This window comes from Longimonas halophila (assembly GCF_002554705.1).
Classification (GTDB): Bacteria; Bacteroidota; Rhodothermia; order Rhodothermales; family Salinibacteraceae; genus Longimonas; species Longimonas halophila.
In genome coordinates, this window is the sequence record NZ_PDEP01000015.1 from 1 (window position 1) to 26,270 (window position 26,270).

26 protein-coding genes and 1 pseudogene are annotated in these 26,270 nt (G+C 60.3%); 11 read left to right on the top strand and 16 right to left on the bottom strand.

From position 1 onward, the window contains the following. Window positions 1–323, top strand: a pseudogene (locus CRI93_RS15415) (SDR family NAD(P)-dependent oxidoreductase); the annotation flags it as partial. Window positions 324–325: 2 nt separating this feature from the next. Here CRI93_RS15415 and CRI93_RS13240 read toward each other — a convergent pair. The 3 genes from CRI93_RS13240 to CRI93_RS13250 form a co-directional block, all read right to left on the bottom strand. Beyond that, the gene (locus CRI93_RS13240; protein ID WP_098063124.1) at window positions 326–640 is read right to left on the bottom strand and encodes an antibiotic biosynthesis monooxygenase family protein; all 315 of its coding nucleotides are present in this window, start codon (window positions 638–640) and stop codon (window positions 326–328) included. Window positions 641–773: 133 nt separating this feature from the next. Next, window positions 774–1,838 carry a thiamine-phosphate kinase gene (gene thiL, locus CRI93_RS13245; RefSeq protein WP_098063125.1) on the bottom strand — a complete coding sequence of 355 codons (1,065 nt, stop codon included), beginning with the start codon at window positions 1,836–1,838 and terminating at the stop codon, window positions 774–776. 61 nt (window positions 1,839–1,899) lie between these two features. After that, window positions 1,900–2,262, bottom strand: coding sequence for a DsrE family protein (locus CRI93_RS13250; protein WP_098063126.1), 363 nt, complete (start codon window positions 2,260–2,262; stop codon window positions 1,900–1,902). 385 nt (window positions 2,263–2,647) lie between these two features. On the opposite strand from CRI93_RS13250, the gene CRI93_RS13255 reads away from it, so the two are divergent. After that, entirely contained in the window at window positions 2,648–3,787 is a 1,140-nt protein-coding gene (locus tag CRI93_RS13255; RefSeq protein WP_098063127.1) for a DUF1152 domain-containing protein, read from the top strand. Window positions 3,788–4,091: 304 nt separating this feature from the next. Further along, complete coding sequence (locus CRI93_RS13260) at window positions 4,092–5,186, top strand: NHL repeat-containing protein (RefSeq protein ID WP_141491718.1); 1,095 nt, start codon at window positions 4,092–4,094, stop codon at window positions 5,184–5,186. Between the two features lie 203 nt (window positions 5,187–5,389). Here CRI93_RS13260 and CRI93_RS13265 read toward each other — a convergent pair whose 3' ends face one another. Genes CRI93_RS13265 through CRI93_RS13275 form a run of 3 tightly spaced genes read right to left on the bottom strand, consistent with a single transcriptional unit; the run spans window position 5,390 to window position 6,894 of the window. Beyond that, window positions 5,390–5,944 carry a peroxidase-related enzyme gene (locus tag CRI93_RS13265; RefSeq protein WP_098063129.1) on the bottom strand — a complete coding sequence of 185 codons (555 nt, stop codon included), beginning with the start codon at window positions 5,942–5,944 and terminating at the stop codon, window positions 5,390–5,392. A 36-nt stretch (window positions 5,945–5,980) separates the two neighbouring features. Beyond that, entirely contained in the window at window positions 5,981–6,286 is a 306-nt protein-coding gene (locus CRI93_RS13270; protein ID WP_098063130.1) for an anti-sigma factor family protein, read from the bottom strand. 8 nt (window positions 6,287–6,294) lie between these two features. After that, complete coding sequence (locus CRI93_RS13275) at window positions 6,295–6,894, bottom strand: RNA polymerase sigma factor (RefSeq protein WP_245850531.1); 600 nt, start codon at window positions 6,892–6,894, stop codon at window positions 6,295–6,297. A 254-nt stretch (window positions 6,895–7,148) separates the two neighbouring features. On the opposite strand from CRI93_RS13275, the gene CRI93_RS13280 reads away from it, so the two are divergent. The 3 genes from CRI93_RS13280 to CRI93_RS13290 all read left to right on the top strand — a co-directional run bounded on the left by CRI93_RS13280 (window position 7,149) and on the right by CRI93_RS13290 (window position 11,059). Further along, the gene (locus CRI93_RS13280) at window positions 7,149–7,940 is read left to right on the top strand and encodes a GntR family transcriptional regulator (protein ID WP_098063131.1); all 792 of its coding nucleotides are present in this window, start codon (window positions 7,149–7,151) and stop codon (window positions 7,938–7,940) included. A gap of 140 nt (window positions 7,941–8,080) precedes the next feature. After that, window positions 8,081–10,033, top strand: a complete 1,953-nt coding sequence (gyrB, locus tag CRI93_RS13285) for a DNA topoisomerase (ATP-hydrolyzing) subunit B (protein ID WP_098063132.1) — start codon at window positions 8,081–8,083, stop codon at window positions 10,031–10,033. Window positions 10,034–10,084: 51 nt separating this feature from the next. Next, complete coding sequence (locus CRI93_RS13290; RefSeq protein WP_098063133.1) at window positions 10,085–11,059, top strand: glycosyltransferase family 2 protein; 975 nt, start codon at window positions 10,085–10,087, stop codon at window positions 11,057–11,059. Window positions 11,060–11,776: 717 nt separating this feature from the next. Here CRI93_RS13290 and CRI93_RS13295 read toward each other — a convergent pair. Further along, a complete protein-coding gene (locus CRI93_RS13295) occupies window positions 11,777–12,004 on the bottom strand; it encodes a hypothetical protein (protein WP_098063134.1) in 228 nt (75 codons plus the stop codon). 433 nt (window positions 12,005–12,437) lie between these two features. On the opposite strand from CRI93_RS13295, the gene CRI93_RS13300 reads away from it, so the two are divergent. Continuing rightward, a complete protein-coding gene (locus CRI93_RS13300) occupies window positions 12,438–12,845 on the top strand; it encodes a hypothetical protein (RefSeq protein WP_098063135.1) in 408 nt (135 codons plus the stop codon). A 48-nt stretch (window positions 12,846–12,893) separates the two neighbouring features. Here the strand turns inward: CRI93_RS13300 and CRI93_RS13305 are convergent, their stop codons facing one another. The 6 genes from CRI93_RS13305 to CRI93_RS13330 all read right to left on the bottom strand — a co-directional run bounded on the left by CRI93_RS13305 (window position 12,894) and on the right by CRI93_RS13330 (window position 19,600). Continuing rightward, on the bottom strand, window positions 12,894–13,457 hold the full coding sequence (locus tag CRI93_RS13305; protein WP_098063196.1) for a TlpA family protein disulfide reductase: 564 nt from the start codon (window positions 13,455–13,457) through the stop codon (window positions 12,894–12,896). Window positions 13,458–13,533: 76 nt separating this feature from the next. Continuing rightward, the gene (locus CRI93_RS13310; protein WP_245850533.1) at window positions 13,534–13,902 is read right to left on the bottom strand and encodes a hypothetical protein; all 369 of its coding nucleotides are present in this window, start codon (window positions 13,900–13,902) and stop codon (window positions 13,534–13,536) included. 68 nt (window positions 13,903–13,970) lie between these two features. Then, window positions 13,971–14,951 (bottom strand): cation diffusion facilitator family transporter, encoded by a 981-nt coding sequence (locus CRI93_RS13315; protein WP_098063137.1) that lies wholly within the window; start codon window positions 14,949–14,951, stop codon window positions 13,971–13,973. Between the two features lie 125 nt (window positions 14,952–15,076). Next, complete coding sequence (locus CRI93_RS13320; RefSeq protein ID WP_098063138.1) at window positions 15,077–16,948, bottom strand: sigma 54-interacting transcriptional regulator; 1,872 nt, start codon at window positions 16,946–16,948, stop codon at window positions 15,077–15,079. 54 nt (window positions 16,949–17,002) lie between these two features. After that, window positions 17,003–17,422 carry a response regulator gene (locus CRI93_RS13325; RefSeq protein ID WP_098063139.1) on the bottom strand — a complete coding sequence of 140 codons (420 nt, stop codon included), beginning with the start codon at window positions 17,420–17,422 and terminating at the stop codon, window positions 17,003–17,005. Between the two features lie 54 nt (window positions 17,423–17,476). After that, on the bottom strand, window positions 17,477–19,600 hold the full coding sequence (locus tag CRI93_RS13330; RefSeq protein WP_176521874.1) for a PAS domain-containing sensor histidine kinase: 2,124 nt from the start codon (window positions 19,598–19,600) through the stop codon (window positions 17,477–17,479). Between the two features lie 388 nt (window positions 19,601–19,988). Between CRI93_RS13330 and CRI93_RS13335 the strand changes: the two genes are divergently transcribed. The 3 genes from CRI93_RS13335 (at window position 19,989) to nuoH (ending at window position 22,235) form a co-directional block, all read left to right on the top strand. After that, the gene (locus CRI93_RS13335; protein ID WP_176521875.1) at window positions 19,989–20,609 is read left to right on the top strand and encodes an RNA polymerase sigma factor; all 621 of its coding nucleotides are present in this window, start codon (window positions 19,989–19,991) and stop codon (window positions 20,607–20,609) included. A gap of 138 nt (window positions 20,610–20,747) precedes the next feature. Continuing rightward, the gene (locus CRI93_RS13340; protein ID WP_141491719.1) at window positions 20,748–21,014 is read left to right on the top strand and encodes a hypothetical protein; all 267 of its coding nucleotides are present in this window, start codon (window positions 20,748–20,750) and stop codon (window positions 21,012–21,014) included. A gap of 186 nt (window positions 21,015–21,200) precedes the next feature. Further along, complete coding sequence (gene nuoH / locus CRI93_RS13345; protein ID WP_098063143.1) at window positions 21,201–22,235, top strand: NADH-quinone oxidoreductase subunit NuoH; 1,035 nt, start codon at window positions 21,201–21,203, stop codon at window positions 22,233–22,235. Window positions 22,236–22,392: 157 nt separating this feature from the next. Here the strand turns inward: nuoH and CRI93_RS13350 are convergent, their stop codons facing one another. Further along, entirely contained in the window at window positions 22,393–23,622 is a 1,230-nt protein-coding gene (locus tag CRI93_RS13350; protein WP_098063144.1) for a patatin-like phospholipase family protein, read from the bottom strand. Between the two features lie 153 nt (window positions 23,623–23,775). Beyond that, window positions 23,776–24,300: a polyhydroxyalkanoate synthesis regulator DNA-binding domain-containing protein gene (locus tag CRI93_RS13355; protein WP_098063145.1), complete on the bottom strand. Its 525-nt coding sequence runs from the start codon at window positions 24,298–24,300 to the stop codon at window positions 23,776–23,778. A gap of 310 nt (window positions 24,301–24,610) precedes the next feature. Between CRI93_RS13355 and CRI93_RS13360 the strand changes: the two genes are divergently transcribed. Further along, window positions 24,611–25,180: a GbsR/MarR family transcriptional regulator gene (locus CRI93_RS13360; protein ID WP_245850535.1), complete on the top strand. Its 570-nt coding sequence runs from the start codon at window positions 24,611–24,613 to the stop codon at window positions 25,178–25,180. A gap of 186 nt (window positions 25,181–25,366) precedes the next feature. Here CRI93_RS13360 and CRI93_RS13365 read toward each other — a convergent pair whose 3' ends face one another. Continuing rightward, the gene (locus CRI93_RS13365; protein ID WP_141491720.1) at window positions 25,367–25,936 is read right to left on the bottom strand and encodes a hypothetical protein; all 570 of its coding nucleotides are present in this window, start codon (window positions 25,934–25,936) and stop codon (window positions 25,367–25,369) included. Window positions 25,937–26,270 lie beyond the last annotated feature (334 nt).

Below are 26,270 nucleotides of genomic sequence, written 5' to 3' on the forward strand. Positions count from 1 at the left end.
TGGCAGCGCTCACCGAAGACGGCCATGCCGGAGCCGCCTACACGATCACCGGCCCCGAGGCGCTCACCTACCACGAAGCCGCGGATGTGCTCTCCGAAGCCTGGAGTCGCGACATCCGCTACGAGCCCGTAAGCGACGAAACCGCCCTCGATCTCTTCACCAGCGCCGGACTCGACGCCGACTACGCCGAGATGCTCGTGGGGCTGTTTCAGGGCGTGCGCGCCGGGCAGGCCGCCGCTGTCTCCCCTGATGTAAAGCAGGTCACCGGCCAGCCGCCACGCTCGCTTCGGCAGTTTGCCTCTGACACTGCAGGTGCCTGGTAGCATCATCCATGATGCGCCCGTACCTCATAGTGTTGGGCGTGGGCATCGAACCGTGACAGCACGGCGCGGGCCGAGTCGGGTACGTGGGCACGCTCGTAGGCTGCGCCCGCAAACTGCTTGACGGCATCCCACGACTCGAATCTGATGATAGTGACGAACTCGACTTCGCTGTCGTGCTCCCGGCGGAGCAGCTGAATGCCCCGGTAGCCGTCTATATCCTTTGCAGCAATGCTGGGGAAGATCTCGTCGTTGAGGAGTTGCTCATAGGTGTTGGCCTGTTCGGGCGTCGTCCATCCATGCCAGATGCGCGCAATCATGGGCCGGTGCGGTGTGCTTGGAAGTTAGCGAGGGGCGTCCTGTGCCGAGAGCGGGGCTGGGACGCACCGGAAGGATGCGCGACCGCTGCCTGGGTGCGATGAAGCCCCAACTGCTCGGTCACTCGGTCAGGCATTACGCCGCTCCGTCGTCGTTCTCATCGAAGTGGTCGAAGCCGCCGGGTTGCATCGGAATGGCGGTGCCGTCGCCCTGCTCCACGAGCACACCTTTCGACGCGTCGGTGACCTCGCCAATGATGGTGTACGTGGTCTCGTCGAGCGCGTCGAGGTCTGATTCATCGGCAGTGAAGAGCAGTTCGTAATCCTCGCCGCCGAAGAACGCATACACATCCACATCGTCGCCAAAGTGGTCGGCCACGCTGCGCGTTTCGGGGTGGATGGGCAGTGTAGGTGCAAAGAGCCGCGCACCCACGTCGCCCGCTTCGCAGATGTGATGGATCTCCGAGGAGAGTCCGTCTGAAATGTCAATGAGCGCGTGCGGCTTAAACCCCGCGTTGCGCCAGCGCCGTACCGATGCCTCTTGAGCGGGCGGAGCCAGGTGGCGGCGAATCACATACGGAAATGCATCCAGAGCCGGCTCGAAGTCGTCGCCCTCGTCCTCCAGCCGTTTGCGCTCGTCGGCCAGGATCTTGAGTCCGGCGTAGGACGCGCCCAGATCGCCGGTGACGCAGATCGCATCGCCCACTTGCGCGCCCGAGCGCTGCACGACCGCCTCGGCTTCGGCTGATCCCCAGGCCGTTACCGACAGCGTAAGCGCATGGGCGCTGGTCGTATCGCCGCCCACCACGGTTATGCCGTACGCATCGCACGCCTTCTTAATGCCCTCATAGAGCGTGCGCAGATGCTCCACCGTAATGTTTTTGGGGAGGCCAATCGTAATCAGCGCGTACTCGGGCGACACGTTCATCGCCGCCAGATCGCTCACGTTCACCGACATCAGCTTAAAGCCGAGGTGCTCCATCGGCATGAAGGTGCGGTCGAAGTGCACGCCTTCGATGAGCGAATCGGTGGTGTAGGCCTGCACGCGTCCGTCGGACTGCCGGATGACGGCGGCGTCGTCGCCAATGCCGGTGTGTACCTCGTCGGGCACGTCGGGCCCCAGCGTATCCCGCAGGTGGGCAATGAGGCCAAACTCGCCTATGTCAGATACATCGGTGTACATGGAAGGTTGTTGAGCCATAAACGGCACGAAGGGTTATCAGCAAAAGAAACTAAGATAGGGGGATGCCGGGAGCGTGGCGCTAAAACGTGAGACTGGTATCGTGCTCCGCAGCCTGGCGCGCCATGTCGCCGGCACCGCCAAACGTAGCCCAGTCGGCCAGGTCCTCCTCTTGGATGCCGCGCGCTTTGGCACAGGGCTCACACACAACGAACTCAGCCAGCGCGTCGTTGTCCAGCAGCGCATTCAGCACATCCTGCACCACAGGCAGACCGGGCGCCTTTAGCTCTGAGAGGTCGGCATGGCGCGTGCTGCCCAGGTAGGTGGCCTCTTGCATCGCGAAGATGGCGACCGTCTCGCCACGGCTCATCGCGCCTTTGGCGGCCACAAAAGGAAGTACGGTTTTGGTGGTGTTGTCGGGGCCGACGGTGGCAATAATATGCATGGTAACAAGCGGCTATTTTGAAGAAGATAGATGCGAACAGGCATCGCTAAAGCGACATGTGGCTCCCGCCACAACGTGACGGATCTGGTACAAACACAGGGGGATGCCAGGAGGCCGCTGCAATGTTGCAGGAATGTGAGACATCCCCGCAGTTCTCGTGCAACGACCGATTGGGCGTGCGGTTTAGGCGGCACTTCATTTTTCGAACGCACGTCAAGCCTATGAACCTGTTTGGGTTTTGGTTTGACAGCGAGAGCGAGGGCCGCTGAGGCGAAAATTGGACCCCAATCGAGGTTCGTAGCCGGGGCTACGGGCTAAGATTGGGGGCAATTTGCAGCCCAGCGGAGCCGCTCGGAGCTCAAAGTAAAAAATCAAAACAGGTTCTATGCCTTCTTCAAAACGCACCCTCGTTGTAGCTGGAGGCGGGGGCGGCGATGCCCTCGCGGCACTCATGGTCGCCCGTGCCCTTGGCCTTGCCCCCAGCGAAGTGGCCTACGCCACCATTGTGTGGGAGCGCACCATCTATGACCCGAGTCCGGGGCCGCGTGGACCCGACGACTTTGCGACCATCAAGCCGGTAGGCGCGCACAACCACGCCATCGATGGCACCAGCGCGCTGAAAGACCCCGCCGTCACGTTCATTCCGCGTCTGGCGGATACGTTTGGCGTGAGCTACTACCTCATGAACATCCGGCGCGGGGCCAAGCATGTGCGCGACCAGGTGCGCGAACTGCACGCACTGCACGGCTTTGAGGAGATTCTGGTGGTGGATGTCGGCGGCGACATCCTGGCGCGCGGCGACGAAGAGACGCTCCGCAGCCCCACCGCCGACGGACTCGCACTGGCGGGCATGTACGATGCGCCGGTGGACGTGCACGTGGCGGTAGCGGGCTTCGGCCTCGACGGCGAACTGACCACCGCGCACATGGACGACATCAACACCGAACTGCCGCTCGACACCGACTATGCTGAGCCGCAGCCCATCACCGAAGCCATTGCCTCCGACTTCATGAGCGCGTTTGAGTGGCTACCGTCCGAGGTGTCGGGCATGACGTGTGCGGCGGCGCTGGGCTACCGAGGCACTGCCGAAATTCGCAGCAGCGGCATGAAGGTGGAACTGACCGATGAGAGTCCGCTCGTGCGCACGTACCCATTCGAGGCGGTGTGGCAGCGCAACGAAATCGCGCAGGCCTGCCGCGACACGACCTCGCTCGACGAAACGGAGGCGATTGTACGCTCCTTCGGGCAGACGTCGGAGCTCGACTACGAGCGCCGCTCGGCCAAAAACCTGGAGCCGCGCGGCGACACGACCGCCCCGGCCATCCTTGACGAGGAGCAGATCGAAACGCTCGACGTGTGCCTGATGATGTACTGCGACGAGGCGAAAGGCGAGGGCATCGACTACCTGAGCATCCGGCGCATTGCCAAGGTGCTTGGGCTGGATCGCAACCAGCTTACGCAGTTCCGATCCTATCTCGCATCTGCCTACCCCGACCGCCTCAACCCGCCCGTGTGGGTGTGTTAGCTGGTTGTACGTTGGCTGGAACCGCTTTCTATGCGATCAAGGAGGTGGGTGGGACCAGCGCTCGTGGCACAGTTCGAATCGGCGTTTGGAAGCTCACAAATGTAAAAAAAGAAACGGGAGGGAGTTCAGGTTGATATCTACTCTGATTCTACATATGTTCACGATGGAAGTGCATCCATAATAGCCCCCATTGCTCAGCAGCGTGAAGTAACCGGTTTGATGAATCCACGGCTCTTCATCACAGGAAGCGTGGCGTTGTACGCTGTTCCTACCTCTGATTCGTTCCACATCGCATCCAATTCTGATGTCTGTATTACGCACTCTTTCCGTCATGATTAGCGGATGTGCCCTGCTTGCCGCCGTGTGGGCGCTTGGCACACCGGCTCAGCCCAACGCCGCAGACGCGGCAGATGCCACCCCGGTCAGACAGGCCGCTGCATCGCTTGAGTCGCTGCCCGACCCCCACACCCCGGATTTCATACAGCGGCCTCGGTCGCAGTCCGCCAGCGAGCGAACATTTCGATCCGGCTCCTGGACCGAAGTCGGGGCCCAACGCCCATCGCTCACCAACCCGCGCGCCCTCCGTGCCGCCCGGGGCGATGTGTTCTTTCGTGATCAATCCGAGCACCAGGTGTATCGGTATACGCTTGATGGCGAGCATGTGCGCACATATGGGGAGGGACGCGGCGTAGGACCCGGGCAGCACATGGCCGTCATGGGGTATGGCATCGCTTCCAATGGGCAGGTGGTTGTCGGCGACCCGCGAGGTCGAAAAATATCGGTGTTTAACGAGGACGGGACGGTAGAGCGCTCCGAGCGTCCCGACTTTGGTCTCATACGACTGGGGGTGACGAGCGATGACCAGATTGTCACCTTCGGCGCTCCCACTTCTACCGTGCGCTTTCAATCCCTATCGGGCGGCGGACACCAGGAGGGCGAGGATCTTGTGCGCAACCCATACGAGTCGATTGGTCTGCTGGATGGCGGTCTGCGCGGCGATACGCAGGGCGGCGTGATCCAGTTCTCGTTCTTCTACGGCTACCTGATTCGGTGGCATGGCAATGGCACCATCGACTACATCCGCCACATGGTTGGCGACTACCCGCCCACGCCCACGGAACCGGCAGGAGGCGGCACAAAGCGTGCTGTGGGACGCGAACTCCGCTTTCGCATCAACGACGTGTCGATCCACGACGACGAGATCCACGTGCTGGTGATCTTTCTGGAGCCGGACGAAAATCGCTACGTTGTGGATGTGTATGATCTGGCAGCGGGCGACTACCGCTACAGCTACGAGCCGCCCGAGCCCGTGCGCAGCCTGGCCATCACCGGCAACCATGTCATTGGCGGGCAGGACACCACGTTTGCTGTGTGGGACCGCAGTGCAATTGCGGAGTGAGTCGCGTGCTACCTGGAGTTGCGTCTCCCCTTATTTGGGTAGTCTCCTGAAATTATTTCAAACGAAGTCTGTCATGGTGAGCGGACGGCGACGTAGGAGCCGGGAGTCGAACCATCTCCCCGGCGTTCAGCAGACGCTGTTCGGGAAGGCGCTGTACCCGTACCCATCTCGGTTCAACATGCAGAGTCATCGCTGAAAACGCACTAATACGCATACCCTTCGACCTCCTCGGGCGTAAAGTTGACGCCAAGCCCCAGGGCCATGCGGTTTACGAAGTTGAAGTAGGAGGTCACCATCGCCGTGTCGAGGATGGCGGTGTCGGAGAGGCCCTTGTCGCGGAGCGCCGCGATGTTGTCTTCTGTTACGGCACCCGGGGCGGTGGTGAGGACACGCGCATACGTGGCGAGCGCCTGCTCACGCTCCGAAAGCACGTCTTTGGCCTCCCCCTGAAGCACCGCGTCGATGCGGTCGTTGTCCCAGTACGCGTTGAGTGCCGCGCGGTGGTGCTCTACGCAATAGGCACAGTCGTTGGCATCGGACACGACCACAGCGATGAGTTCGCGCTCGGCACGCGACAGGTCGGTGCGGGCAAACAGCAGCTCGCGGTACAGGTCGTGGTGCGCCTGCAAGGTGTCGGGGCGTAGGCTGTGCACTTTCAGGATGTTGGCCACCTTACCGCGAGATGAGGCTACACGGTCGTACACGGCGCGTAGAGAGTCAGAGGCGTCGTCTTCGTCGATTGTTTCAATCCAGGCCATAGGGCAGCGGGGTTATGCATAAAACAGAGGCGGTGATCACGACGATGCGTTGTTGGTGGGCGGCTCGTAATGATCACGCAGAAAAGAGAGCGTTTCATCCACCAGCGCATCCGACGGCTCCGGCGGGTGGTCGTTAGCAGGGTCGGCCTCTTTGACGAGGTCAATGGTAGCGCGGTACTGCTGCAGGTAGGTGCGGCATGTTTCGCATCCATTAATATGCCGCTCAAACTGCGCTTTGGTGGTCGTGTCGAGGCGGCCATCCACGTAGGCTTCGAGAAAACCGTTCACCTCTTGGCAGGTGAGCATCCAGCGGCGGCGCCACTCAGTAAGAAAATTAGCCATGCGGCGAACTACGAAAAATCAGAAGCAAAATGCGGGTCGAGCAAGGAACGGAGCGCTTGCCGCGCGCGGTGTAGGCGCACGCGCACAGCCCCTCGGCTGATGCCAAGGAGCTCGGCGGTCTCTTTCGTTGAGCGCTCCTCCAGATCACGCAGCACAATGACCTCGCGATACGAGTCGGAGAGCTCGTCCAGTGCCTTGTGCACCAGTTCTTTGCGTTCGGCGCGCTCGGCGGTTTGTTCCGGATCCCACGGCTCGAACGAGCCGGTGTAGCGCCCAAACCGAAAATCGGGCTGCAGGCGCTCCATCGTCTCCTCGTCCATGGGCTGCTGTCGCTTGTTCTTGCGCAGCCAGCTACGGGCCAGGTTGATACCGATGCCGGTGACCCACGACGTCAGTTGCGAGTCGCCCCGAAACGAGTCCAGGTTCTTGTACGCCTGCAAAAACGTTTCCTGCACCAGACTGCGCGCTGCCTCGTCATCGTTGACGTAGCGCAGAATGATGTGAAACAGGCGGGGCGTCTCGGACTCGACCATGGCCTCGAAGGCTGCACGATCGCCGTTTAAGATCGCCTCGGTATCCACACGAGAAGAAGATGGAGCGTTGGGCACAACCGGGGAAGACTAAGTGCAGAAAGCGCGGGTGGCGTTACGCGGGCTACGTATGGAAGCCCGTCCAGGCGTTACACCAGCCGAGGCTGTAATCATTACGCGGGTGCGGAGCGCATCATATGAACCCATTGCGGAGACGGTGGATAAACTGGGGCGTTGTTCATATATTGCAGGATCCGATGCGCTGCTATACGGTGCAAAATCAATGCACCATCTGCCCCCCCTGCTTGTACTGCCACGTCCATCTGCCCTCTATGGCTGCTCCCCGTCACGAACAACTAAGCGACTGGCTCCGCACCCGCATTGCCGACGGCACCTATGCTCCTGACGAACAGCTGCCGTCGGAGCATGCGCTCTGCGACCAGTTCGACGTGAGTCGCGTTACGGTGCGACGGGCGCTGCAAACGCTGGAGAGCGAGGGGCTGATCTATCGGAAGCAAGGGCTGGGCTCGTTTGTGCAAGACCAGCGGCTGCGCTCGGGGTTGGTGCGCCTCACCGACTTTGCGGAAGACATGGCCCAGGCAGGGATTGCAGCGTCGTCTCGTATCGAAAAGAACGCCCCCGTTGATGTGCCTGCTGCTGTGGCCGCCAAGCTGGATGTGGAGCCGGGGGCGCCCGTGCGCCGCCTGGACCGCACCCGCCTCGGCGATGGCGAGCCCGTCGCATTCGACTACACCTGGCTGCCGCCCGACTATGCAGCGCTTATTGATCCATACGACCTGACGCAAAATACCATCTACAGCATCCTGGAAACCGAGCATGGGATCGAAGTGCGGCGGGGGCGCTACCGCATCGAAGCGGTCAATGCCCCCGATGCGGTTGCCACCGCCCTGCACATCCCCCCAAACCAGGCGGTACTGCTCATATCACGCCTCTCGATTGATGCCAACGACGCACCGATCTACTATCAGCAGCGCTACTATCGCACCGACCGCGTGGCGTATGAGCTGGAACTGGAGCGCGGCACCGCCCCTACCCCCGCCACGGCAGGCATGCCGCTGCGCGATTTCGTGCCCGTGTTTTCCCCCGACAACGATCCGGCGTAACCCGGACGCTGCGGGAATCTCCACAGACGGGAGGCGCATCGGCGAACCGTTACGTAGGGCTACGGTACCTACACTGTTGTGCCTCTGCCAACGCAGCGGCCCCCTGTTGTTTTTCTTGGATACGACCCTGTCTCTCCCTCATGGCTACTGAACACGACCTTCCCGTAACGCCGTACGCGGCCTCCAACATTCAGGTGCTCGAAGGCCTGGAAGCGGTGCGCAAGCGCCCGGCCATGTACATCGGCGATGTCGGGATTCGCGGCCTGCACCACCTGGTGTATGAAGTGCTCGACAACTCCATTGACGAAGCGATGGCCGGGTACTGCGATGCCATCAACGTGGTGATTCACGAGGACGGGTCGGTCTCGGTACAAGACAACGGACGCGGCATTCCGGTGGACGAGCACCCCACGGAAAATCGCTCGGCGCTCGAAGTGGTCATGACGGTGCTGCACGCCGGCGGCAAGTTCGACAAAGACAGCTACAAGGTGTCGGGCGGGCTGCACGGGGTGGGCGTGTCGTGTGTGAATGCGCTCGCGATCCGCTTTGTGGCAACGGTCTACCGCGACGGGGCGGTGTGGCAGCAGAGCTACCGCTGCGGCGTGCCCGAGGGGCCCGTCACGAAGCTGCGCGACATGCGCGACGACGAAACCACAGGCACCGAAATCCGCTTCTGGCCCGACGGCTCCATCTTTAAGGAGACGGACTTCCGCTTCGACACGCTCTCGGACCGCCTGCAAGAGCTGGCGTTCTTGAACCGGGGCGTGCGCATCCAGCTCGAAGACGAGCGCGAAGATGACGAAGACTTGCGCTACGAGGAGTACTACTCCGAAGGCGGCATCAAGGAGTTTGTGGAGTACCTCGACGAGGCCCGCGAGCCAATCATCGACGATACGATCTTCATTTCGGATGAGTCGGGCGAGGTGCCGGTCGAGCTGGCCATGCGCTACAACGACAGCTACAACAAGACGGTGCTGTCGTTTGTGAACAACATCAACACGCACGAGGGCGGCACGCATGTTTCCGGCTTCCGGCGCGCGCTGACCCGCACGCTGAAGGGCTACGCCCAGAAGAACGGCATGCTCAAGAAGCTGAAGTTCGACCTCTCGGGCGATGACTTCCGCGAGGGCCTCACGGCGGTGCTCTCGGTGAAGGTGCAGGAACCGCAGTTTGAGGGACAGACCAAGACCAAGCTGGGCAACTCCGAGGTGCAAGGCACGGTGGAGTCGCTCATCAACACGCAGCTCGGGCGCTGGCTTGAGGATCACCCGAACCAGGCCGAGTCCATCATTAACAAAGTGGTGCTGGCCGCACAGGCCCGCGCGGCGGCCCGCAAGGCGCGCGAACTGGTGCAGCGCAAGAGTGCCTTTACGAGTGGCGGTTTGCCGGGCAAGCTGGCCGACTGCTCCTCGCGCAATCCAGAGGAGAGCGAGATCTATCTGGTTGAGGGGGATTCGGCGGGGGGATCCGCCAAGCAGGCGCGCGACCGCCACTTTCAGGCGATTCTGCCGCTCCGAGGCAAGATCCTGAACGTCGAAAAGGCGCGGCTCGACCGCATCCTCGAAAACAATGAGATCCAGAATATTGTGACGGCCCTCGGCACGGGCCTCACCACCACCGAAGAAGAGTTCGACCTGTCGCGGTTGCGCTATCACCGGCTGGTCATTATGACGGATGCCGATGTCGACGGGGCCCACATCCGCACGCTCTTGCTCACGTTCTTCTATCGGCAGCTGCGCCCGCTCATCGAGCAAGGCTACGTGTACATTGCCATGCCGCCGCTCTACCGCATCCAGCAGAGCAAAGACGAGTACTACCTGTGGACCGACGACCAGATGCGCGAGAAGATGGCGGAGCTGCGCGCCAATGGTAAGGCCAAACCCAGCCTGCAGCGCTACAAGGGCCTTGGCGAGATGAACCCCGAGCAGTTGTGGACGACCACGATGAACCCGGAAACGCGTAAGCTGCAGCAGGTGTCGATCGACGACGCGGCCAGTGCCGATCACACCTTCAGCACGCTCATGGGCGACTCCGTCGAACCGCGCCGCAAGTTCATTGAGCGCAATGCCAAGTACGCTACCATCGACGTGTAGCGGTCCGCTCCCGGTCCGCTGTTTGCCGTGTTGCTGGCTTCCGCCGTATCCATGCCGACCCCCGAGCTATCTATTGTCGTTCCGGTGTACAACGAAGCCGACTCGCTCCCCGAGTTGGCCGACCGCCTGCGCACAGCCTGTGCCGACTATGCCATTGAGGTGTGGCTCGTAGACGACGGCTCGACCGACGACTCGTGGGCCGTCATTACGGCGCTGCATGAGGACGACAAGCGGTTTCGGGGGATTCGATTGCAGCGCAACTACGGGAAATCCGCTGCACTTGCCGTGGGATTCGAGCATGTGCGAGCGCCGTACGTCGTTACGCTGGATGCAGATCTGCAAGATGACCCGGATGAGATTCCGGCGCTCATCGCCCTCCTCGATGACGGGCACGACCTCGTGAGCGGATGGAAGCGCAAGCGCCACGACCCGCTCTCAAAGACGATTCCAAGCCGCTTTTTCAACGGCGTCACGCGGCTGGTGTCGGGCATCAGTATCCACGACTTTAACTGCGGACTCAAAGCGTACCGCCGCGAGGTCGTGCAGTCCATTAACCTGTATGGCGAACTGCATCGCTACATCCCCCTGCTGGCGAAGTGGGAGGGGTTCGACCGCATCACTGAAAAGCCGGTGCAGCACCACCCGCGCAAGCATGGCACCACCAAGTTCGGGCTGGAGCGGTTCATCCGCGGCTTCCTGGACTTTGTCTCGGTGCTGTTTCTCACGCGGTTTGCCGCGCGTCCCATGCATTTCTTTGGCGGACTCGGCACGCTCAGCTTTATCACCGGGTTCGTCGTGAGCCTGTGGCTCTCCATTGAAAAGCTGGTGTTTGGCCACGCCCTGGGCGATCGGCCCTTGCTTCTGCTGGGTTTGCTGCTCATCTTGTTTGGCGCTCAGATGTTCACAACTGGCCTGCTCGGCGAAATGATCGTGCGCCCTCGCATGGAAACGACCGACGCCTACCGCATTGCCGACCGGCATGATAGGGAAGCACCACAGGCGGCGCCTACAACGGTGTCATCATAAACGAATTAACGTGGTGCGCAAGTTTTTCTGATTACTCGTTGGCGCTGATTGTCCCTCATGCTCTCACGGCATTCTGAGGGCCTGTTTTGATTTCTTATTTTGAGCACTCCAGGAGTATTTCTTCCCTACGGTCAGGGTGCTCGCTCTCAAACCCCAAACAGATTCTGAGAACGGGTTGTGCTATAGGTTCAGAAGTCGCCCAGCCCGCCAACGCCCGTCATCCAGATCCTGAATCGAGTTCAGGACAGGCAAGGCGCGCCTGGCGCCGCTGATCCGGAGCCGAGCGAAGCGACGCACGAAGTAATCCATGCGCCGTTTGAGGGGGCCTCACTCCTCGCAAGCATCCACCTATTGGGGGAGATGGCCGTGTGCAGGGCATAAACACATGCTTCCGCATGGCCGAGGGCACGTACATGTATGGCACAACACGTTATTTAGCGTCTATCCACCACCAAAATAACGCGGTATGCAAGTTTTCCCATTGTCCTTTCGGGGCGGGCATCCCCCTTTGTCGCTGCGCGACATTTCCCCCTTCGCGAAGGGGGAAACGCCCGAACAGCGTGAGGGAATGGGGGATGTCAGGACCGCGTATTCTGCCACAAGGCGATCAGCAAAGGAAAAAGGAAACCTGCACATGCCGTAAAATAGAAGCGGTCCGCGTTGCATAGTAGCAGGCGGACCGCTTTCGGCTGAAGAGGTGAGCATTGTTAGCGCGAGTTAAAACGCACCGTCGAAGTCCTCGTAATAGTCATCGTTGTAGAGGTAGTCGTCGTCTTCATCCTCGAAGTCGTCGAAATCCTCCTCCAGGTCATCGATCAGGTCGTCCTCATCGTAGTATCCACCGTCGAGGAGTTCATCGTCAAGGGCGGAGTACGCAAACGGATCGTCGAACCGAGGCATGATATCGTCGGTCGCGTCGTAGAGGGTCTCTTCTTCGTAAAACATAGCAGGTCATGGTGTCTGTTCGCGAAACCACAGGCGGATACGGAGCGCCGCACACGCATCAGAAAATCGTGGATTCAGTGTGTCGGATCGACGCACGATGCAAGTACCAGGTTTCCTATTCTGGCACCGTGCATCAATTTCACGAAACCTGTGCGAAGCGGCGTGCAGCGTCGATTCTGTTGTTAACATAGGAGCGTCAGTGTGGGAAAAAGTACGCCATATCAGTCTGTGGATATGCGTTTTTGGCGCATGTTCATGCATGTTGCGTGGCTGGAATGCCGAGAAGCGGGAGGATCGACCTGCAGTCGGCTGCGCACCGACCGAGCAAAATACGCATTAAGGCAGCAACGAGGTGTGAGTTGTCAGGAATCTATGCGTTACGCGGCTCGTTAAGGATATGCTAACGCTTTTGCAACAATACCCTCATGCTGATATGGCCTCAGAACAGCATAGCGCATATCCCGAACCGTCCGACTTCAAAGTGATGCGTCCGTCGTATCACGAGAAAGACGATGGCTACGTCGTCGCCACCATATCGATCTCGCCGTTTACTGTGAAGGGCGAGAGTATGACCAAGGCCGGTGCTCGTCGCGCTGCGATTTACGAAGCCGAGAAGACGTACCACTCGTATCACCCGTCGTACACGATCGACAATCCGTACCCGGAGCACTTTGTGGATGGGGAGGAGGCTACCTGGCACCGTGTGCCGCCGTTTCAGCGCACCACGTACGGCGACTACCGCTTCATCGACGCGCAGGGCGAGGAAGAGTACGCTGACATTGAGATGATGCTCATGTGGGACGTGCGCCCTGAGAAAGAGCTGGATCCAGAAGAGGCATAGCTCCACTCCACTCGTAAGACTCGGGCCTCTGCGAGCCACTCGGCAGCATCACGTTAAGGCGCGCAGCACACGATTCAGCGTCGACTTCGGCATGAAGCCGACGTGTGTGTATCGGATGTCGCCACTGGTATCAATCACGTAGGTGCGTGGTACGGCCTCGCCCGGAAAGTGCTGGTACGCCAGGGGCCCAGAGGCAATCTGTGGATAGTTGAGCCCCTGCTCCTCAGCAAACGGTTTCACCACACGAGCCCCCTGCTGGTCGGTGGCCAGTCCCACGAATTGCACCTCATTGCCCCATTCGTTCTGCAGTTCTACAAAACCGGGTAGCTCTACACGGCACGGCGGACACCACGTGGCCCATACGTTTACGACCATCACCTGTCCGGCATGGTCAGCTGTGCGAAACGTGTCGCCATCAATCGTCTCGTGTGCAAACGTTGGAGCGGCATTGCCAGCAGGCTCGAGGTCGATTACAGGCGGCCAAAACTGAAACACGAGGTAGAGCGCGACCCCTACGAGCACCGGCCAGTGCCAGTACAAACGCACGGCGTTACCGATGCGCGTCCAGGTTGTTGGGGATTCTGGGGACTCCGACTCAGTGGAAGATAGCATGAGCATTGGGGTAAGCTATATAACGAGGGGCACAGCAGTTGAATAGGACGACTGTTCTCCGTGAGGGGCGCGCCGGTCACGTATCGCCGGACAGGGATTTGGGGGCAGGCGAGCGCGCATACACGTCGAATACCGTGCGGTCGTCAGGGAGAACCACGGCGAGGACGACTTCGCGCGCGGGGTCGTACGTGGTGGTGAGGTGATGCAGCATCTTCATTGTGCTGGCTTCGATCTCGTCATCTGTGCCCTGAAAGGTGAGATACCGTAGCGGAGCGGTGCCACCATCCTCTGCATCCCCCGACTGCGGCGTGGGAAAGACAACCGCCCCCCGCCCGCGCTGCTGGTACTGCCGCCAGCCTTGCCGTGCTATCGTCTGCCAGTGGGTTTCGGCAATATGATTGAGCAGCGCACCCGGGTTGGGCGCCTCGGACATTTTGGATTCCATAACGGCAGCTATTATCACACAACCTGATGGAAGTGATACGAATGAGGGCACGCATGGTTGGTACTCTCTTATGTATCTTGCCCTGACGATGCATGCGCCACCCGGCGCCGTCCAGAGAGCGACTCGGCCTCCACAAAGATGTAGGTGATTTCGGGATGGGCCTCGCGCACCGCATCCTCAAAAGCATTGACGGTCTGTGTAATTTCGGCAGCGGTGAGGTTCGCGTCAAAGTTGATCTCTATGTTGAGCACCAAGTTATAGGGGCCCATGTGGAGCGTGAGCACACGGCCCAACCCGGCCACGCCCGGCTGCTCGTTGGCAATGGCGCGGACATCGGCCTGCACATCGGGGTGAGCCGCCTCGCCCACAAGCAGCTTCTTGCTCTCCCACGCCAGAAACGCGGCCACCGAAAACAGAATCAGCCCAATCGCCATTGAGGCAATGCCGTCGAGAATAGGCATCTCCAGCAGATGGGCCAGATGCACGCCGATAAGCGCTACGATGAGTCCGGCCATAGCGGCGCTGTCCTCAAACAGCACCGTGACGGTCGTGGGGTCTTTGCTGGTGCGTACAGCCTCCCAAAAGCTGGTATCGCCGCGCTGCAGATTAAACTCGTTCCACGCGGTGCGAAATGCCAGCGCCTCAAACACGATAGCGGCACTCAGTACAACGGTGTTCAGCATGAGGCCCCCAATGGTCACGCCAAAGACCGTTGCGCTGCCAGTTGCGCCATGCCCGGGGTCGAGCGTATGCAGCAAGCCCTCGTAGAACGAGAATCCTCCGCCAAGCCCAAAGATCAGAATCGCGACGACAAGCGTGTAGAAGTAGAGCGCCTTGCCGTATCCGTACGGATGTGTATCATCGGGCGGACGCTGGCTGCGCCGAATCCCCAGCAGCAACAGCCCGCCATTCCCGGTGTCCACCAGCGAGTGGATGCCCTCGGCCAGCATCGCGGAACTGCCGCTAACCGCTGCCCCCAGAAACTTGGTGACGGCAATTGCGAAGTTGCCTAAGATGGCGGCGTAGATGGCTTTCTTGGATGAGGCCATAAACAGCGTGTGCTAAAGGGATAAGCAGACGAACGCTCGAAAGGATACGGGATAGCGCGCTCCTGTGCAATTTCTCTTTGAATGAAGGAGCAACCTCGCTGCATGTCCAATGCTACACACGGCGTTTACCCCCGATACGCATCAGCGTCAACACCCAGGCGGTTCATGCGCGAGAGCAAGGTAGTGCGCTTGATGTCGAGCAGGGCGGCTGCGCCGTCGGGGCCGCCTACCGTGCCGCCGGTGGCCTTGAGCGCGCGAATGATGTGCCGACGCTGCGCCTCCTGAAGCGTGGGCAGGTCGTCGGTGTGGTTGGTGGTATGCTGCTGCGTAATGGAGAGGTCATCGGCGCGGATCAGCCCATCTTGGGCCAGAATCACAGCGCGTTCCATGATGTTGGCCAGCTCGCGCACATTGCCGGGCCAGTTGTAAGCCTTGAGCACTGCCATGGCGCTGGGGCTTACGCCCTCAATCGATTTGCCCATACGTTGGGCAAACAGCTTGCGGAAGTGCTCCACCAGAAGCGGAATGTCGGAGCGGCGGTCGCGGAGCGGCGGCAGATTGATCGGGAAGATGTTGAGGCGAAAGTAGAGATCTGATCGGAAGCGGCCCTCCTCCACCGCCTGTTCGAGATCCACATTCGTTGCGGCGATGATCCGCGTATCCACCTGAATGGTGCGGCTTCCGCCCACACGCTCAAACTCTTGCTCTTGCAGCGCGCGCAGCAGCTTCGACTGGGTAGACATCGCCAGTTCGCCGATTTCGTCGAGGAAGAGCGTGCCCCCGTCAGCCAGTTCGAAGCGGCCTACGCGCTGCTCAGAGGCTCCGGTGAAGGCCCCTTTTTCGTGCCCAAAGAGCTCGCTTTCAATGAGGTCGGGGGCGAGTGCGGAGCAGTTCACTTTGACGAGCACATTGTCGGCGCGTGGACTGCGTTCGTGTACAGCGCGGGCCACGAGTTCTTTGCCGGTGCCCGTCTGGCCGCACACGAGCACAGTGGTGTCGGTGCTCGCCACCTGGTCGATCGCGGTGAACACCTCTTGCATGGGCGGCGAGGTGCCCACGATAGTCTCGAAGCCCTTTTCGCTGCGGATCTCTTCTTGCAGGTACTGCTTTTCGGAGGCCAGTTGGGAGACGGCGGCCTCCGCCTGCGTGCGCGCATCGATGTCGCGCAAGATGAGCAGGTGCTGGGTGGTTCCATTCGGCAGCGGCAGCGGACTGATGGTGGCCTCAACCGGAAACGTATCGCCAGAGGCGCGGCGCGCCTGAATCCCTTCAGACGCCGCCAGGTAGCGCCCCTCGGCGTTGGTGTCTTGCTGCAGGTAGTCGGCCAGCAGCGCGTCGAACTCGTCTGTGAGGAAGCGCGTGAGTGGCTCCCCGCAGGCGTCATCGGCAGAGCATGCGAAGATGGATTCGGCTGCCGGGTTGAAGAGCGTGATGGTGCGGTCCGCCTCGATGTTAATGATAGCGTCGATCGCCGAATCCACAATGGTCGACAGGCGCTGCTGACTCTCGCGCAAGGCGGCGGTGCGCTCTTTTACCGTCTGCTCCAGCTCGTCGTGGGCCTGTCGAAGCGCGGCTTCGGCTTCCTGGCGAGCGCGGCGCTCCTCGGCCTCGCGTAGGGCCCGCTTCACCGCCGGCCCCAGCCGCGAGAGCGTGTCTTTGAGCACGTAGTCGGTCGCGCCCTGCTTCAGCGTTTCGATAGCGCGCTCCTCGCCGATGGCCCCGGACACGAAGACCACAGGCACCGTGGGGTAGCGCTCCTGCACCATGCGCAGCGCCGTGAGCCCGTCGAACGTGGGCAGCGAGTAGTCGGCCAGCACAATACCGGGCGGGCCGTCGTCGAGCGCGGCTTCGAAGTCGGCTTTCGTATCTACTCGCTGCACTGAGCCGGTAATGCCGTCGGCGCGTAGCTGGTGGCGAATGAGTTCGGCGTCAGTATCCACATCCTCAAGCAGCAGCACGTTGAGCGCGTCCCACGAGGGCGAAGCATCATCGGTCATAGCGAGGCAGGTTGGGGATGCGACAGACAGCGACAGACACGGACAACGCAGCCTCTAACACACCGTTTGGTTGGTGGAGGTCCAGTAGCGGCCGATGCGCTGAACCGTTTCGGTAAACTGCTCAAAGTCAACCGGCTTCACCACGTAGCTGTTCACGCCCAGGTCGTAGCAGCGCGTTAGGTCCTGTTGCTCCTGCGAGGAGGTGAGGGCAATGACAGGGATGCAATGCGTGCGCTCGTCCGACTTAAGTGCTTCGAGGACCTCCAGCCCGCTCACCTTGGGCAGCTTTAGGTCGAGCAGGATGAGCTTAGGGGGCGTGCCGTGGTCTGACGCATCTTGAAACAGGTAGCGGAGCGCCTCGGCCCCGTCACGCAGATGCATCACGTCTTCGTCGAGCCCCAGTTCGCGGAGCGCGCGCAGCGTGAGTTCGGCGTCGTAGGGCTGATCTTCAATGAGTAAAATGGAGCGACTCATACGGTACAACACAGTCGATGGGGAGGCAGCAAGGCAGGCAGCGGCGTATCAGAATCAGGGCGGGGTAGCGGTTTCTTTAGGCAGGGTAAACGTGAACGAAGCGCCTTCGCCCACGGCGCCCTCCGCCTCCACGTGGCCGCCGTGGCGCTGCACCACGCGCTCCACAATAGCGAGCCCCACGCCTGTGCCCTCGAATGCATCATCGTCGTGCAGGCGCTGAAACACGCCAAACAGCTTATCGGCATAGGCCATGTCGAAGCCCGCGCCATTGTCTTCGATAACGTATGTCGGCACATCGGCCTTCGTATCAGACGTGATCCGAATGCGGGCAGGGGCTTCGTCTTGCGTGAACTTAACTGCGTTCGAGAGCAGATTCGTTAGGGCCTGCCGCACCATCGAGCGGTCGCCACAGGTGCGGGGGAGCGGGTCGCACGAAAACACGATGTTGCGGTCGGGATGCGCACGGTCCAGTTCGTCGATCACGTCATCCACGAGCGCATCCATGTCGATGGGTCCTGATCGCATCTCGCGACTGCCGAGCCGCGAGAGCGCAAGCAGGTCGTCAATAAGCTGGCCCATGCGCTGGGCGCTCTCCACGATGACCCCGAGGAGGCGCTGCCCTTCGTCATCGAGCTGATCGCTGTGGGCATTGAGCAGCATCCGCGAGAAGCCGTCGACGGCTCGCAGTGGCGTGCGCAGGTCGTGCGACACCGAGTAGGTAAACGACTCCAGTTCTTTGGTGCGCTCCTCCACGCGCTGCTCCAGGCGCTCGGTGTGTTGCTGCACCTGCTCCAGGAGCTGCGCCTGACGCAGTGCAATGGTAAGCTGGTCGGTCACTTCCTGCGCGATGCGTTGTTCTTGTTCGGTAAAGCAGCCCGGATCTTCCGTGCCCAGGTTTACGATACCAATAAGTGTGTCTTCCATCGACATGGGGAGCGTCATAAACGCCTGGATGCCTTCTTCCCGGAGTTGCTGGATCAGCGGCGTCTGCTTGACGGAGCGGATGTCTTCCACGATGTGATGCTGCTGGTGCAGCGCAGCCTCGGTAAATTGGAAATGTGAAAGCGGCACGGTTACGCCGCTATCGAGCATCGACTCCCCAGCGCTGTAGCGGGCCAGCACCGTACCTTCGTTGGTGTTGCGGTCGAGCAGGGCCACGCTGGAGCGGCTGCAGGGCACCAGGTGGTGCAGGCGCTTCATAGCGGCCTGCGCAATGTCGGCGGGCGACTGTGCCTGCAAGATGGCCTGGTCGATGTCGCGCAGCACCTCCAGGCGGCGCGTGTAGAGCTCCAGCTGCTGCTCGCGCTCTTTGCGTGCGGTGATGTCTTCGCAGATGCACGTGAGTCCGCCATCGTCCAGCGGAGTAAGCGTCAGGTATACCGGAAACGTACTGCCATCGCGGCGCAGGCCCGTGAGGTCGCCACTCCACTGCTCGCCGCGATCCAGCACCGGAAACACCTCTGCCTCAATGTAGGCCTGCTCCTGCGCGTCGTACAGGATGCGCCAGCTCTCGCCGATCAATTCTTCGGGATCGTCATAGCCGTAGATCGTAGCGTGCGCCTGGTTGGCGTATCGGAACGCGCCGTTGGGTGCATGAATGGACATTCCGGCCATGGCCGCATCCATCGCCGCGAGTTGGCGCTGCTGCTGTTCTTGCACCGCCCGCCGCTCCCGGATTTCAGCGCGCAGCTCCTCATTGACGCGCTCCAACTCGGCAGTCCGCGCCTGCACGCGCGATTCCAGCGCCACCTGGTTTGTTTCCAGCTGCGCCTGCATCTCCTTACGGCTGGTAATATCGGTTACGATCGACTGAAAGCGCTCAATCGTGCCGTCGTCGTTTTGTACCGGATGGACTGTGAGGTGCACCCAGAGCTCGGTGCCGCTGGAGCGCACCATGCGCATCTCGGCTTTCTCGACCGAGTGGCCCTGCTGCACTTGCTGTAGCACCTGCAACGCCCGTTCACGCCCCTCGGGGCCCGGTGGGCAGATCGACAATGCCGACTGCCCCACCAGGGCACGGCGTTTGTATCCCAGCAGATCGGCGGCGTATGGGTTGAGCATCTGAATGTACCCGCCCGGCGACACCGAAAAGTAGGCCACAGGGGCCGTTTCGTACAGCGCCTGGTAGTCGGGCGTTGTTGTAGAACGGTCGGATACGGAAGGCGAGACCGAAGACATAAGCGAGGAGCCAGCGTTCGGGCAAAAGAAATTCAGGGAAGCGTCGGGCAGGCCGCACGCGGTTGCGGTCTCCTGTAGCTTGGGCGTACTGCGTGCGCGGTGGGGGGATAGCGTTACATCAAGAGCAGCGCGTCTGTAGAGGTACATCGTTTACATCCTATGCGTTCACACAGCTCCGCTTTCACGTTGATATATCGACATAGGTGTCGATATATCAACGAAATACATGGAAGTAGAGTCTATGCTAAACATCAAATTCATTTTTATAAATGAATGTAAAATATGGAGGTAGCACATCAAATAAACTAAAAAGATTGATTTGGCACGCAATTGTCATATGTATGGGGTGACGATCGTTTGCATCCGCACACATGATTCCTCTGCTGCTATGCCTACTGCCTCATCCTCAACAACTGGACGCCTCACCGACGAGCAACTTGAGGCATTTCAGGCTCGCGACCCGGAAGCCATTGAGCGGTGGATTTATGGCAACCGCTCGTTCATTTTGGGCGTGCTGCAGCGCTACTCCAAAAACACGGAGGTGGCGCAAGACCTGCTGCAGGAAACATTCTTTCAAGCGATTCGCAGCGCGCCACGGTTTCGCGGCTCTTCGAAGGTCACCACATGGCTCTACAGCATTGCAAAGAATGTAGCGCTACAGCGCGGGCGCACCGACGACCGATATGCCCATGTCGAAGACGATGCGCTGAATCGTATGGTATCGTCCACGCATGGTCCAGCATTTGGCACAGATACGCCGCCCTCGCCCATGGGCAGCGCGGTGCACAGCGAGGAAAAGCAGCTGCTCTATGATGCGCTGCGTGAACTGCCCGACTCGTACCGCCAGATCATTGCGCTGCGCGACCTGCAGGAGCTTTCGACCGATGAGGTGGCCCAGGAGCTCGACATCACTCCCGGCAATGCCCGCGTGCGTCTCCACCGCGCCCGCAAGCGCCTGCGCACTGTGCTCGCTCCGCATGTGGACGACGCCTACCGCTGGGCCTCCTGACGTAACGAAGTGCCGATAGAGCGCGACTTATTAGATACACGAGTGCATTGGATTGGCTGCGGCATGATTGCTGCTCTGCTCTTGTGTAGAAATCATGTGCTTCACTCTGTATCTTTCACGCTACCCCGAGGTGCGATTATGGATTGTCCAAATAAACCCCTTCGTATCGCAGAGGATGGCGAAGTCGTTGGCCTGCTGTGTCAGGTAGCGCGTGCCTTTAACATGACGCGCAGCGCGGTGCTCAACTGCTTGCGCGACCACGCCTCTGAAGCTGTCATTCTGAGCGCAGGCAAAGGCCTCGACCGGTTACTCATTATGGATGCTGATGCCGTGCAGGCGCTGCGCGACTACGCCCAGTCCACTACCGACCCGCTGCGCGTGTCGGCTAATGCCGCGCTGATCTAACGTTGTACGTGTGCTTGTGCACCGGTGAACTCTCTCCGAAAACACCGGCTTGGCTCTGCATCCCCCGGCATACACTAACAGAATGGTTGCACGCAGAACCTGCGGCTTGTACGTTTACAGTCTCCGTTCCGCACACGTGCCGGACGTTCCGGCTGCGGTGGATCCTGTTGAACTAACCCTGCCGTTATGGAAATTTCGCTGCTTTCCACGTCTATCTTCGCGTTCCTTGTTGTGAATGCGATGCTGCTGTCGGCGTCGGTGCTGGTATATGCCGAGCGCCGCGTGTCGGGCTTTATGCAAAATCGCCCCGGTCCCAACCGCGTGGGGCCGCTGGGCATTCTGCAGCCGTTTGCCGACGTGCTCAAGTTCGTGATGAAGGAGGACATTCAGCCTGCGGCCTCCAACACGTTCATCCATGCACTGGCGCCGGTGCTCATGGTAGTGATTGCCATGAGCGTAGCCTCGCTCATCCCCTTTGCCGAGGGGGTGGTACTGCTGGACATTGACGTAGGTGTGCTGATGGTACTGGCCTTGACCTCGGTCACGGTGTATGGCATCACCCTGGGCGGATGGAGCTCGAACAGCAAGTACTCGCTCCTGGGCGGGCTACGCTCCGCCGCGCAGATGATCTCGTACGAGCTGTCAATGGGCCTGGCTGTCATTTCGGTTGTTATCATTGCCGGCACGATGAGCCTGCCGGGCATCGTAGAAGATCAGGCCAGCGGCTGGGCCGTGCTTGGGTGGAACGCCTTTCGCAATCCTGTAGGCTGCATTATCTTCATTGTAACCGCCTTCGCCGAAACCAACCGCGCGCCGTTCGACTTGCCTGAAGCCGAGCAGGAACTGGTCGGCGGCTACCATACTGAGTACAGCGGGATGAAATTCGGCATGTTCTTCCTCGCCGAATACGTCAACTGGTTTGTGGCCTCGTTCATCATCGTAACGCTGTTCTTCGGCGGCTACCTTATTCCGTTTCAGCCGCTGCTCCTGGCCGCCATTCCGGCACTCGACGGCTCGCTGCTCCTTACGCTCTTGCAGTTTGGCAGCCTGATGCTGAAGGTGGCATTCTTCGCATTCCTGTTCATCTGGGTGCGGTGGACGTTCCCCCGCTTCAAGTACAACCAGCTCATGGATCTGGGCTGGAAGAAGATGCTGCCCATCGCGCTGGCCAACACCGTCGTCATTGCCATCGGCGTCGCCATCTTCCGGTCCATCTTTTAACCGTTAAGCATGTCGTTCCGCGCTGCATAGCGAGCAAGTCGTCACATGCGAAAAGCGCCCCGCCCTGGCAGCAAAGCCAAGGGCGGGGCGCTTGTGGTTGTGACAAAATGGAGGCCGCGTCCGTGTGCAAGCGTCATCCAGCACGACGAACGGGTACTCACGACACAGCTTGCTGCAGACGCAACTGCTCCAGCACCAGATCCAGGCGGTCGAGCACCTGGTCGGTTTCGTCGAGGACCGACTGCGCGCTGGAGCGCGACGGCTTCTGCTCCGGAAAGAGCGTACGCCGCGTATCCGTAAGCACGTCCAGGCGCAGGCGCAGCCCGTGGCGGCGGAGCGTAGCCTGTAACGCCGGGGCTTGCGTGCGCAGATGGCGCCGCGTGGCCTGGTACGCATGCTCGCACACGTCGTGGCGGTTCTTGAAGCTGAAGATGTTCGAGAAGAACATGCGCGTGTCGTCGTACTCCGGCTCAATCAAAATGAGGTCCGCATCCGGGTGCGTGTGCGCGTACTTTTTGAAACCCGTGGTCTTGCGCGAATCCACAATAGCGCGGAACGTTTGCGACAGCACTGCGGGCAGGCCATGATCGATGAGCCCATGCTCGTTCAGCAAGCGGTTGGCATGGCGTTTCAACTGCACATTCACCGGCACAATCGGGTTGATGCAGAACAGCAGGTCGGTGCCCTCATCGAGCGCCACGCTGGCATGCACCGTACGCCGCGCCACGCCGTCGATGTAGTACTCGCCGTCAATCTCGACTGGACAGTACAGCCCCGGCAGCGCGGTGCTGGCCTGCACCGCCTTCGAGATGGGCACATGGTCGCGCCCCGGCTCGCCAAACACCGCAATCTCCGACGAATCCAGGTGCATCGTTACCACACGCAATTTGGCCTGCAACTCGCGGAAATCATTCGTGCGGTCGGGCGGCGTAAGGGCTTGGGCCAGAAACCGATGCAGCGGCGTATTCTCAAAAAGCCCGGTCGGCACTACCGAACCAAACGTAGATAGTAGGCCCACCACCGAAAGATCAGTCGGGTGCGTTGCAAAGTAGCGAAACGTCCGCCAGAGCGCCCCCGGTACACGCAGCATGCGTTCGGCATACTCGCGCAATGCCGGGCTAAAGAGCACCTCGGGCTGCACGTTCAAGCGGGGATCGGCATCCGACTCCGAGACAATGGCGCGGCTCAGTGTGCGTGCCGACACGCCATTCGCCAGAAATGAGCTGATGAGCGCGCCCGAACTCACGCCCACGTATGTATCCAACGCGTGCAGATCGAGCCCGTCGATGGCTTCATCGAGCGCACAGAGCGCTCCCACCTCATAAATGGCGCCTTCAACCACGCCCCCTGCACACGCCAGTCCAACCGAAGAAGAAGTCGTAGCCATACATCCGAAAGCCAAGTGATAAACAGCGCGTCGTTTATGGATACGCCATGAAAGCGGTTCCAACCTACAGCCCCGGCAAACGCTTGGCACATCCTACCCCATGCCCTATGGATGTGGCCCGCCGCCCGGGGTAACGCCCTCAGCAAGAGCACGTTAGCGCGCGGAGTGGGGCGTCTGCTCTCCCGGTTCTCCCGACGTGGACACCATCTCGTTATCTGACGTGCGTTCTTCGGTGTCTGTCTGCTCGTTTCCGGGCGACTCGATGGCGTTGAGCAGTGCCCCCAGCTTCTGCTCAGCCTCGTGCAGTTGATTGCGTAGCGCATCCAGTTCATCGGCGCGCGGCCCTTGCAGCAAGCGCCCCAGGCGGTCCATCGAGTGCTGCACCAGATCGTCTACACGCACGCGGAGCTGGTCGAGCCCCGCGTCGAGTGCGGCTCCACTCCGGCGCAGCAGCTTGTGCAACACCTCAGCCGAGATGGGTGAGTGCCCTTCCTTACCCTCGGCCAGAATAATTTGCGTAAGCGTCTGTGCCGTCAGGTCTTGCCCCGTTGCCTGGTCAACGACCTGGACCGTTTCGCCGTTGCGCACCAGTTCGGCAATATCGCTCAGCGATACGTACGCGCTCGCTTCGGTATCGTAGAGCTTGCGATTTTCGTAGCGTTTAATAAGACGCGCCATGCACATACAGCATACTAATACGGGCAAACTGCGATAGGGGCAGACGCATGCGCTGTGCGTGGGTGGTAGAGTTCGTGTATCACGTATAACGCACTGCGTCAGTCCTGTTGGCATCCGACGCGCACAGGCCGGGTGTGATCCGCCTTCGCCCGTACTGTTGGACCTGTGTTGCCCGGGCCTTCGTCTATATGTTGCATCTTGCGCATCCCGCTGTACGCTCTATACACGAATCTACAGCGCACATGAGCGGTTTGAGTGCCCCATATTACTCTGCATCCGTTGTTACGCATCAACCTGCGCCCTGCGTTTTATGGCTCATGCACCCTCTCCGGTCGAAGAAGAGCTCATCCAAGAGTTCGGCAGCATCTACGAATCGCACGGACTGAAGCGGTTGCAAGGGCTTATCGTGGGCTTGCTGCTCACGCAGAGCGAGCCGGCCTCGCTCGATGACATGGTAGAGTTGCTGGGTCATTCAAAAGGCCCTATTTCAATCTCGGTGCGCCGCCTGGCCGACATGGGCGTTGTGCGTAAGGTGGATGGCCCGGTAAACCGTCGCAATTATTACGTGGCTCACCCCGACATCTTCTACAACAACTTCAAGTTCAACATGGCCACAGTGCGCCGCAATCGCTCGCTGGCTGAGCGCTACCTGCGCCGCATGCGGCAGAGCAACCAAGGGGATGCCGAAACCATCACGAACCTGGAGCACATGCACGCCTTCTACCAACTGATGGAATCCTTTTATCAGGATTTTTCGAAGCGGTGGGAGGAGGTCAAGCAAGCGCGCCTGGCCGACCAAGACGCTGCGCAGCAAGATACCGCCACGCAAGATGCTTCGCAGCAGGACGCCGCACAGGCCGTGTCGGAATCTGCAAACTAAGAGCCCGTTTTGTTCCTTACTTTGGGCTCTGAGCGGCTCCGCTGGGCTGGGGCCTTTAGGTCATGCCTCTGGTGCTACGAACCTCTATCGTGGTCCAATTTTCGCCTCAGCGGCCCTCGCTCTCGCCTGCAAACCCAAACAGGCTCTAACGGGGACGGCTACATAATGAGCAGCCGTCCCCCCACGTTATCGTCCGCTGTTGTCAGCCCGCTGCTGCGAAGCACCAGCCGTTGCTATGGTACGAGCACGTTCGACCACTTCACGCATGTCTGCGCGGTGGGCGTACGAAATGTCGAACTCCGCCGCGCCAATGGTTACCTGCACCGTCTCTGCAGTAGCCATTCGCTGAAAGACTGACGGGCGCAGCGTAGCCGATTGGATTTCGAGGACCTCACCGTCGAGGCGTCGGGTGCGCGACTCAAGGTCTTGGATCTGGTGGCGCTGGTTGTTGATCCACACGAGCACCCGTTCGGCTCCAGCCAGTCCTGTTTGCTGGGGGGCAAATCCGTAAAACTTGAGCTGCCATACTTCCGCTGCGGTATCGGGCTGGTAGGTGTACTCGGCCTTGTAAGCAATGTCGGTTCCAGCATAACTGACGACTTCCGTGTCCTGCAGGTTTGTGCTTGTGACACGTTCAGCGCCGGTAATATCGCTGGTCGTGTGTTCCACCTGCGCGTGCACCAGCGACGGATCCATGAGCAGCAATGCAGCCGCTGCAGTGGCAAACATGACAAGTGATGAGCGTAAGCAGCGCATAGCAGTAAAGAGAGCTATCGTGGAAGGGAAGGGTGAACGCCACACACAGCACAAAAGCGCATCTTAGATACGTGCTGCTATGGGCGTACGTGCGCATCTGGTGTATGCACGCATGTCGCATACACGCACGCCCCACGGCACAAGAGGCGCATAATAAGATGCACGTTTGTATTACAAAGCATACCTATCTATTAAGATTCTTGGAAGCGCTTACGTATTGCACGCGTTAGGCAGATAATCTGCCATAGCATCTCTTGGTCCAGCACAAAAACAACTTATTCACAATATGTCCACACTTTCACTGCCCCATCGCGTGGTAGCCTTGTAAATTTGC

Bases quoted from the DNA above. Each gene is read 5' to 3' on its own strand.
- CRI93_RS13240 (WP_098063124.1), bottom strand. From the start codon at position 640: ATGATTGCGCGCATCTGGCATGGATGGACGACGCCCGAACAGGCCAAC.
- thiL (WP_098063125.1), bottom strand. From the start codon at position 1,838: ATGGCTCAACAACCTTCCATGTACACCGATGTATCTGACATAGGCGAG.
- CRI93_RS13250 (WP_098063126.1), bottom strand. From the start codon at position 2,262: ATGCATATTATTGCCACCGTCGGCCCCGACAACACCACCAAAACCGTA.
- CRI93_RS13255 (WP_098063127.1), top strand. From the start codon at position 2,648: ATGCCTTCTTCAAAACGCACCCTCGTTGTAGCTGGAGGCGGGGGCGGC.
- CRI93_RS13260 (WP_141491718.1), top strand. From the start codon at position 4,092: ATGTCTGTATTACGCACTCTTTCCGTCATGATTAGCGGATGTGCCCTG.
- CRI93_RS13265 (WP_098063129.1), bottom strand. From the start codon at position 5,944: ATGGCCTGGATTGAAACAATCGACGAAGACGACGCCTCTGACTCTCTA.
- CRI93_RS13270 (WP_098063130.1), bottom strand. From the start codon at position 6,286: ATGGCTAATTTTCTTACTGAGTGGCGCCGCCGCTGGATGCTCACCTGC.
- CRI93_RS13280 (WP_098063131.1), top strand. From the start codon at position 7,149: ATGGCTGCTCCCCGTCACGAACAACTAAGCGACTGGCTCCGCACCCGC.
- gyrB (WP_098063132.1), top strand. From the start codon at position 8,081: ATGGCTACTGAACACGACCTTCCCGTAACGCCGTACGCGGCCTCCAAC.
- CRI93_RS13290 (WP_098063133.1), top strand. From the start codon at position 10,085: ATGCCGACCCCCGAGCTATCTATTGTCGTTCCGGTGTACAACGAAGCC.
- CRI93_RS13295 (WP_098063134.1), bottom strand. From the start codon at position 12,004: ATGTTTTACGAAGAAGAGACCCTCTACGACGCGACCGACGATATCATG.
- CRI93_RS13300 (WP_098063135.1), top strand. From the start codon at position 12,438: ATGGCCTCAGAACAGCATAGCGCATATCCCGAACCGTCCGACTTCAAA.
- CRI93_RS13305 (WP_098063196.1), bottom strand. From the start codon at position 13,457: ATGCTATCTTCCACTGAGTCGGAGTCCCCAGAATCCCCAACAACCTGG.
- CRI93_RS13310 (WP_245850533.1), bottom strand. From the start codon at position 13,902: ATGGAATCCAAAATGTCCGAGGCGCCCAACCCGGGTGCGCTGCTCAAT.
- CRI93_RS13315 (WP_098063137.1), bottom strand. From the start codon at position 14,951: ATGGCCTCATCCAAGAAAGCCATCTACGCCGCCATCTTAGGCAACTTC.
- CRI93_RS13320 (WP_098063138.1), bottom strand. From the start codon at position 16,948: ATGACCGATGATGCTTCGCCCTCGTGGGACGCGCTCAACGTGCTGCTG.
- CRI93_RS13325 (WP_098063139.1), bottom strand. From the start codon at position 17,422: ATGAGTCGCTCCATTTTACTCATTGAAGATCAGCCCTACGACGCCGAA.
- CRI93_RS13330 (WP_176521874.1), bottom strand. From the start codon at position 19,600: ATGTCTTCGGTCTCGCCTTCCGTATCCGACCGTTCTACAACAACGCCC.
- CRI93_RS13335 (WP_176521875.1), top strand. From the start codon at position 19,989: ATGCCTACTGCCTCATCCTCAACAACTGGACGCCTCACCGACGAGCAA.
- CRI93_RS13340 (WP_141491719.1), top strand. From the start codon at position 20,748: ATGGATTGTCCAAATAAACCCCTTCGTATCGCAGAGGATGGCGAAGTC.
- nuoH (WP_098063143.1), top strand. From the start codon at position 21,201: ATGGAAATTTCGCTGCTTTCCACGTCTATCTTCGCGTTCCTTGTTGTG.
- CRI93_RS13350 (WP_098063144.1), bottom strand. From the start codon at position 23,622: ATGGCTACGACTTCTTCTTCGGTTGGACTGGCGTGTGCAGGGGGCGTG.
- CRI93_RS13355 (WP_098063145.1), bottom strand. From the start codon at position 24,300: ATGGCGCGTCTTATTAAACGCTACGAAAATCGCAAGCTCTACGATACC.
- CRI93_RS13360 (WP_245850535.1), top strand. From the start codon at position 24,611: ATGGCTCATGCACCCTCTCCGGTCGAAGAAGAGCTCATCCAAGAGTTC.
- CRI93_RS13365 (WP_141491720.1), bottom strand. From the start codon at position 25,936: ATGCGCTGCTTACGCTCATCACTTGTCATGTTTGCCACTGCAGCGGCT.